The organism is Micromonospora sp. LOL_013, assembly GCF_048060315.1.
Classification (GTDB): Bacteria; Actinomycetota; Actinomycetes; order Mycobacteriales; family Micromonosporaceae; genus Micromonospora_E.
Window position 1 is genome coordinate 72,185 of record NZ_JBHMIQ010000033.1, and the last position, 6,497, is coordinate 78,681.

At 67.0% G+C, this 6,497-nt stretch carries 5 protein-coding genes and 1 pseudogene; 5 read left to right on the forward strand and 1 reads right to left on the reverse strand.

Translation table 11 applies throughout. The features are described 5' to 3' along the window. Positions 1 to 458 precede the first annotated feature (458 nt). From ACFHWS_RS21250 to ACFHWS_RS21270, 5 genes are all read left to right on the forward strand, one after another. On the forward strand, positions 459 to 1,958 hold the full coding sequence (locus tag ACFHWS_RS21250; protein WP_416568874.1) for a SulP family inorganic anion transporter: 1,500 nt from the start codon (positions 459 to 461) through the stop codon (positions 1,956 to 1,958). A gap of 509 nt (positions 1,959 to 2,467) precedes the next feature. Further along, on the forward strand, positions 2,468 to 3,295 hold the full coding sequence (locus ACFHWS_RS21255; protein WP_416568875.1) for a class I SAM-dependent methyltransferase: 828 nt from the start codon (positions 2,468 to 2,470) through the stop codon (positions 3,293 to 3,295). Between the two features lie 100 nt (positions 3,296 to 3,395). Further along, a complete protein-coding gene (locus ACFHWS_RS21260) occupies positions 3,396 to 4,508 on the forward strand; it encodes a glycosyltransferase (protein WP_416568876.1) in 1,113 nt (370 codons plus the stop codon). 48 nt (positions 4,509 to 4,556) lie between these two features. Next, entirely contained in the window at positions 4,557 to 5,504 is a 948-nt protein-coding gene (locus ACFHWS_RS21265) for an NAD-dependent epimerase/dehydratase family protein (protein WP_416568877.1), read from the forward strand. A 112-nt stretch (positions 5,505 to 5,616) separates the two neighbouring features. Beyond that, a complete protein-coding gene (locus ACFHWS_RS21270) occupies positions 5,617 to 6,378 on the forward strand; it encodes a TylF/MycF/NovP-related O-methyltransferase (RefSeq protein ID WP_416568878.1) in 762 nt (253 codons plus the stop codon). Between the two features lie 21 nt (positions 6,379 to 6,399). Here the strand turns inward: ACFHWS_RS21270 and ACFHWS_RS21275 are convergent. Then, positions 6,400 to 6,497, reverse strand: a pseudogene (locus ACFHWS_RS21275) (IS5/IS1182 family transposase); the annotation flags it as partial.

Here is a 6,497-nt window from a genome sequence, read left to right on the forward strand (position 1 = left end):
GGGGGAGAGACCGACATGACCATACACCGGCCGGTGCATGCCCAAAAGAGGGAAAAGTCAGGTAAGCGGATCCGGAGTGCGGCGCCATCCCATTCGACCTAAATGGAACTTCAACGTGCCGACTGGCCGTGTACAGTCGCGATACGAATCACGCCACTGGTGGGGGTCGGCGTCCTGGCCCCGCCGCCGCGCCACCATCCGGCAATGGTGACGATTGCCACTCCGCGTCCATCCCTACCCGTCCGCGACGGTAGATTCACCCTGCTGCCCGTGCTGGTCGACCGGCGCGGCGAGGGATGATTTCCGAGGCGACGACGCCAGGAAACAACCAGGTCATCTTCTCGGGGCATCGTGATCGTGACGGATCGTGTCGCCATGACCACCGGGATCGGTGCTGGTCCGCGAATCCCGACACGAGACCCTGCGCGCGGCCGCGCGCCCTGATCGGAAAAGGCTGTATGTCTGCGTTCTCCCCTGCGGCGTTCCGGCCGCGTCTGTCCCGCCCGTCGTGGTTGTCCCCGAAGGTGTTCCGTACCGAGGTCCTCGCTGGCCTGGTGGTCGCGCTCGCGTTGATCCCGGAGGCGATCTCGTTCTCCATCCTCGCCGGGGTCGACCCACGGGTCGGGTTGTTCGCGTCGTTCACCATGGCGGTGACCATCGCGGTCTGCGGTGGCCGGCCGGCGATGATCTCCGCGGCGACCGGCGCGATCGCGTTGATCGTCGCCCCGTTAGCCCGCGACCACGGGCTCGGCTATCTGCTGGCGGCGGTGATCCTCGGCGGGGTGCTGCAGGTGCTGCTCGCCGTGCTCGGCGTCGCCCGACTGATGCGGTTCGTCCCGCGCAGCGTAATGGTCGGCTTCGTCAACGCCCTGGCGATCCTGATCTTCGCAGCGCAGGTGCCCTACCTGATCGGGGTGCCGTGGCTGGTCTATCCGATGGTCGCCGTCGCGCTGGTGATCATTGTCGGGCTGCCCCGGCTGACGAAGGCGGTGCCGGCGCCGCTGGTCGCGATCGTCGTGCTGACCGTCGTCACGGTCGTCGCCGGCTTCGCTGTGCCGACCGTCGGTGACCAGGGCGCTCTGCCGGACAGCCTGCCGATGTTCGTCCTGCCGCAGATCCCGTACACCTGGGCGACCCTGCAGGTGATCGCCCCGTACGCGGTCGGGGTCGCGCTGGTCGGGTTGATGGAGTCGTTGATGACCGCCAAGCTGGTCGACGACATCACCGACACCCACTCGAACAAGACCCGCGAGTCGTGGGGGCAGGGCGTGGCGAACATCGTCACCGGCTTCTTCGGCGGCATGGGTGGCTGCGCGATGATCGGCCAGACGATGATCAACGTCAAGGTGGCCGGTGCCCGGACCCGGCTGTCGACCTTCCTGGCCGGGGTGTTCCTGCTGGTCCTGGTCGTCTCCCTGGGCGACGTCGTCGCCCGGATCCCGATGGCCGCCCTGGTCGCCGTAATGATCATTGTCGCGGTGTCGACGTTCGACTGGCACAGCGTCGCCCCCGCCACCCTGAAGCGGATGCCGTGGGGGGAACTCGCGGTGATGGTTTCCACCGTCGCCGCAGTGCTGATCACCCACAACCTCGCGATCGGCGTGATCATCGGTGTCCTGACCGCCATGGTGATCTTCGCCCGCCGGGTCGCACACATGGTGGAGGTCACGAGCGTGCTCGACCCCGACGGCACCACCCGGATCTACTCGGTGCACGGCGAACTCTTCTTCGCCTCCAGCAACGACCTCGTCTACCAGTTCGACTACGCCGGCGACCCGGACCGGGTGATCATCGACATGACGCACGCGCACATCTGGGACGCCTCGTCGGTGGCCGCGCTCGACGCCATCACCACCAAGTACGCCAGTCGCGGCAAGACCGCTGAGATCATCGAGCTGAACCAGCCCAGCGCCCGAATCCACGGCACCCTCGCCGGGCAGCTCAGGGTCGGCCACTGACATCGGTCAGGCCGGCGGCGTTCCGCTGGCCTGACCAGTGGACGTCCGGTCTGCCGGACCTCCGGGGTCGGCGAGCCGGAGCAGAGCGACGGACATGTTCATACTTCCAACGGTGGCGGTCAGCGCACCGGGTGTTCCATCCGCCGGTTGCCTCGCGCCGAGGGAATCATGATTCAGGTGACAGCAGCCACGGCGATGACCGCCGGCGACCGGGGGCAAGCTGTAGCGGTCCTCCCCGACCGACTCCATGCCGACTGGATCCAGACCACACAGCGGGCCGTCCACGATGCTGCGGTCCGCTGCTCGACACAGTCTCGCTCAAGAGGCGCTTGAATCGTGCTCGACTACGGCTAAAGAAATAGACGCTGGTTGACATAGATCCGAGTGCGATCATAGGCTCGCCCGCACGCCGAACTGTTCCCAGCTTCTCTGCCGACCGTCAACGGAGAGTTGCGAACGACGTCCGGCGTAATGCCCGGAATCCGTTGTGAGAGGAACCGAGGGCTGACATGAGGCTGGCCGACTATCTCAGCGTCGTAGGCGACCCTGGCCGGGACGACGTGGAGGGGTGGCTCTATCCCACGGATGCCCACCTGATGAGTGTTATCAACGATCTGCAGATCGGGCGCGGGTTTCGTGGCGATATCCTGGAAATTGGCGCCTACAAAGGAAAGAGCGCGATTCTCCTGGGATTCTTTCCTAAATCAGGTGAATCGCTCACGGTCTGCGACATCTTCGACTCCGAAGCCCTGGTGAGTGACGGGAACGCGCGGGAAAACGCGACGTTTTACCCTGGCCTGCACCAGGCGGACTTCGAAAAGAACTACCTACGGTTCCATGATCGGTTGCCGCGCGTGCACGTCGGGTCGTCCGAAGAACTTAGAGAGGTCGTAGCGGCACGTTCGTGCCGGTTCGTGCACATCGACGGAGGGCACACCTACGAGGTAGCCCGCGCCGACATGGAGACCGCCCGCCGGGTACTCGGTCCCGCCGGGGTCGTGGTGGTCGACGACTGGTCGAGTGCCCATATTCCAGGCGTGGCGATGGCGCTGTGGGAGCAGTACCTGAGCGGCGCACTGACTCCATTGGCCTTCACCAAGGGAAAGTTTTACGCCACCTGGGATCCGGCTGGCCTGACGGCCGAGGATGTGTCGGATGCGGTGGCCGCCAGCGCGGGCATCGAGGCCAGGACCGCCGTCCGACTTGGCCGGTATGCCGCTGCCAGCGTCACCATGACATTCGGCGACTGGCAGCGGTACAACGCCGGTCTGCGAGCGGTCTACTCCAAGCTTTATGCCGACGGAGGGGCATCCGCACCCCAGATAGTGGGTTTCTGACATGCGTGTTGCCGTCACCACTCACCCGAATCCGAGCCACCTGGTTGGTGCCCTGTCTGCGGCCCGCGTCGCCCGGCGTGCTGGTTACGAGGTGGCCGTCGTGTCCGGCCCTGGCGTCACCGACCTGATCGAAGCGGCGGGATTCCGCGCGCTGACCGTGTCGAGCATGCGGACGATAGACGAACTGCTCAGCGCCCGAGCCGCAGTGGGCGCCACCGGGCAGGCTTCGGCGCCAGTGGTCCCGCGCCTGGCCGGGGGCAGGACGTCGCGGGCGCCCGCCCATCCCTTCATCACCCCGTTTACCGGTCGGCAGGCGACAGAGATCATCGAACTGCTCGGGGAGTGGCGACCCAACTGCGTACTTCGGGAGTGCACCGAACTTGGCGGCTACCTGGCTGCCGAGTCTCTCGCGGTGCCCTACGCCACAGTGGATATCGCCCCGCTGTCGCCGGGTGCCCGGCCCGGCGCTCTCGACGAGCTCAATCGGCTGCGCGCCGAGGTCGATCTGCCGGCGACCGACGATCCCTGGCACCCGGTACGACCGTTCCGGGTGGGGCTGGTCCCAGCCGACTTCTACCCGGCCGAGTTGCGCTGGCCCGGTGCCTCCTACTACCGCCCGTCCGTGGCGGACGAGCAGGACGACCAGGCTGCCGCCGCCGGCGTCTCCCTGCCCGAAGGCGAGGGGCCCCTCGTGCTGATGAGCCTGGGGATGAACGCGCCACGCTTTGACCCTCGGGCCGTCGACTTGCTCAATGCCGCCGTCGAGGCGCTGGGACAGCTTCCGGTGCGAGCCGTGGTGGCGATCGGATCGGATCAGGATCCGGACGGATGGGACGGAGCACGGGCGGCCAACGTACGGCTTGAGTCGTTCGTCCCGCAGCGCCGACTCCTGTCTCTGTGCGATCTCTTCATCACCCACGGCGGGTTCAATGGTGTCCGGGAGGCTATTGACTCCGGCGTACCGATGGTGACCCTGCCGTTGTTCGGCGACCACCCCGCCAGCGCCGCTCGCCTTTCTCAGCTCGGGCTGGCCCTGGAGTTGGACGCCGACACCGCCACCTCGGCGGCGCTCCGCGTGGCGGTGGCCACTGCTCTGCGCGACCCCGGCTACCGGACCCGTGCTGCGAACCTGCGCCGCCAGATGCGGGCTCTGCCCCCGCTGGATCGTATGGCCGCCGACCTGCGATCGCATGTCGCGGCTGCGGCCCGGTGACTTGACCGTATCGGTTGTGAGTATCAGCCGGACTCTGAAAGGACCGCCATGAAGGTCGGAGTGACCGGAGCCTGTGGATTCATCGGCACGTACGTCTGCGAGGAACTGGCGCAGCGGGGCCACGAACCTGTGGCCTTCGACCGCCAACGCCGAGGGTCGGCACCGCCGTGGGAGCTGATGCTCGGTGACGTCCGAGACGCCACCGCAATGCTCGAGTTGGCTGCCCACTGCGACGCCGTCATCCACTTGGCCGCCGTTCTCGGTACGCAGGAGACGATCGGCAATCCGCGCCCCGCAGCCGAGATAAACATCTTCGGCGGCCTGAACTTCCTCGATGCGATCACTCAGTACGACCTGCCCGGCGTCTACATATGTGTGGGCAACCACACCATGAACAACTCGTACTCGATCACCAAGACGACCATCGAACGGTTCGTCCGGATGTACAGCGTCGAACGCGCGACCCGGGTCAGCAGCGTACGGGTCGTCAACGCGTACGGGCCGCGCCAGCTCGCGGCCGCACCGTTCGGGTCGAGCAAGGTCCGGAAGATCACCCCGGCTGTCGTGTGCCGGGCACTGTCCGGCATGCCTGTCGAGTTGTACGGCGGCGGGCACCAGGTGTCGGACATGGTGTGGGTCGGCGACGTCGCCCGCGCCCTGGTCTCCGCCCTGGAGACGGTGGCGGCCGGACGGGTCGTTGACGTGGTCGAAGTGGGCCCCGTCCGGTCGGCCACCATCCGCCAGCTGGCCGAGATCGCGATCGGCCTGGCCGCCGAACAGGGCTTCAGCCGGGTCCCCATCGTCGATCTGCCGATGCGACCGGGTGAGGATCCGCGAGTGCCGGTCAGAGCTGACGCGCAGACGCTGCGCAGGATCGGCATCGATCCCGGCACCCTGCGGGAGCTGTCCGACGGCCTGGCCGAAACAGTCGACTGGTTCATCAAGACCGAGGGCGAGCACTGGACCGCGCCGAACGGTCTACGCCGCGCCGGCTGACCCGGCCCGTCCACACGCCGAGAGAGGATCAACGACCGTGACAGACCTCCCGCCACCTGGGACGGGCCACCACAGCCCAGTCCAGCTCTACCTGGACCTACTCAAGCGTTGCGTGACGAACGTGATCTACCAGGACCCGCCGATCTCTCCGCCGTGGGCGCCGCAGGTACCGTTCGGGCTCGAGGCCCGCGTCGAAGGGCTCGACTGCCCGAGCCAGGCGCACACGATGGTGGGCTTCGCCCGGCTCGACAATCTGCGCGAGCTCACCGAGCGAGTGCTGCGCGATGGCGTACCCGGGGATTTCCTGGAGGCCGGCGTCGGCCGCGGCGGTGCCATGATCTTCGTGCGTGGCGTGCTCAAGGCGTACGGGGTCACGGACCGCCGGGTGTGGCTGGCAGACTCGTTCCAGGGATTCCCGGAGCCGCCCGCCGAGGCCCGGTACCAGCTGCGGGACGTGTACCCGGAGCTGGCCGGCGAGGCCGGCGAGGGCCGCCGGCAGGCCGTCGAGACGATGAAGGCGCTGTTCCTCCGGGGCGGTTCGGCCGACGACGTACGGGAGAACTTCCGCCGGTACGACCTGCTTGACGAGCAGGTCAACCTGCTACCCGGATGGCTCGCCGACACGCTGCCAACGGCAGCGGTGCAGCAACTGGCGATCCTGCGAGTGGACAACGATCTCTACGACTCTACCTACCTGACCCTGGAACACCTGTTTCCCCGGGTCTCGCCCGGCGGGTACGTCGTCGTGGATGACTATCACTTCCTGGACGAGTGTCGGCAGGCCGTACACGACTATCTGAAGGCCTCCGGTACGCCGGAGCCGGATCTGACCACCATCGACCAGTGCGGCGTGTACTGGCGTAAGGAGATTTGAGCGCCCGTCTATCAAAGTCGGTCACAGCCACTCGTTGATCGCCGCGACCTGCACGGTTGCCTCGTACCGGACGGCGAGTTTGTCGTAGCGGGTAGCGACGGCACGGTTGCGCTTGAGCC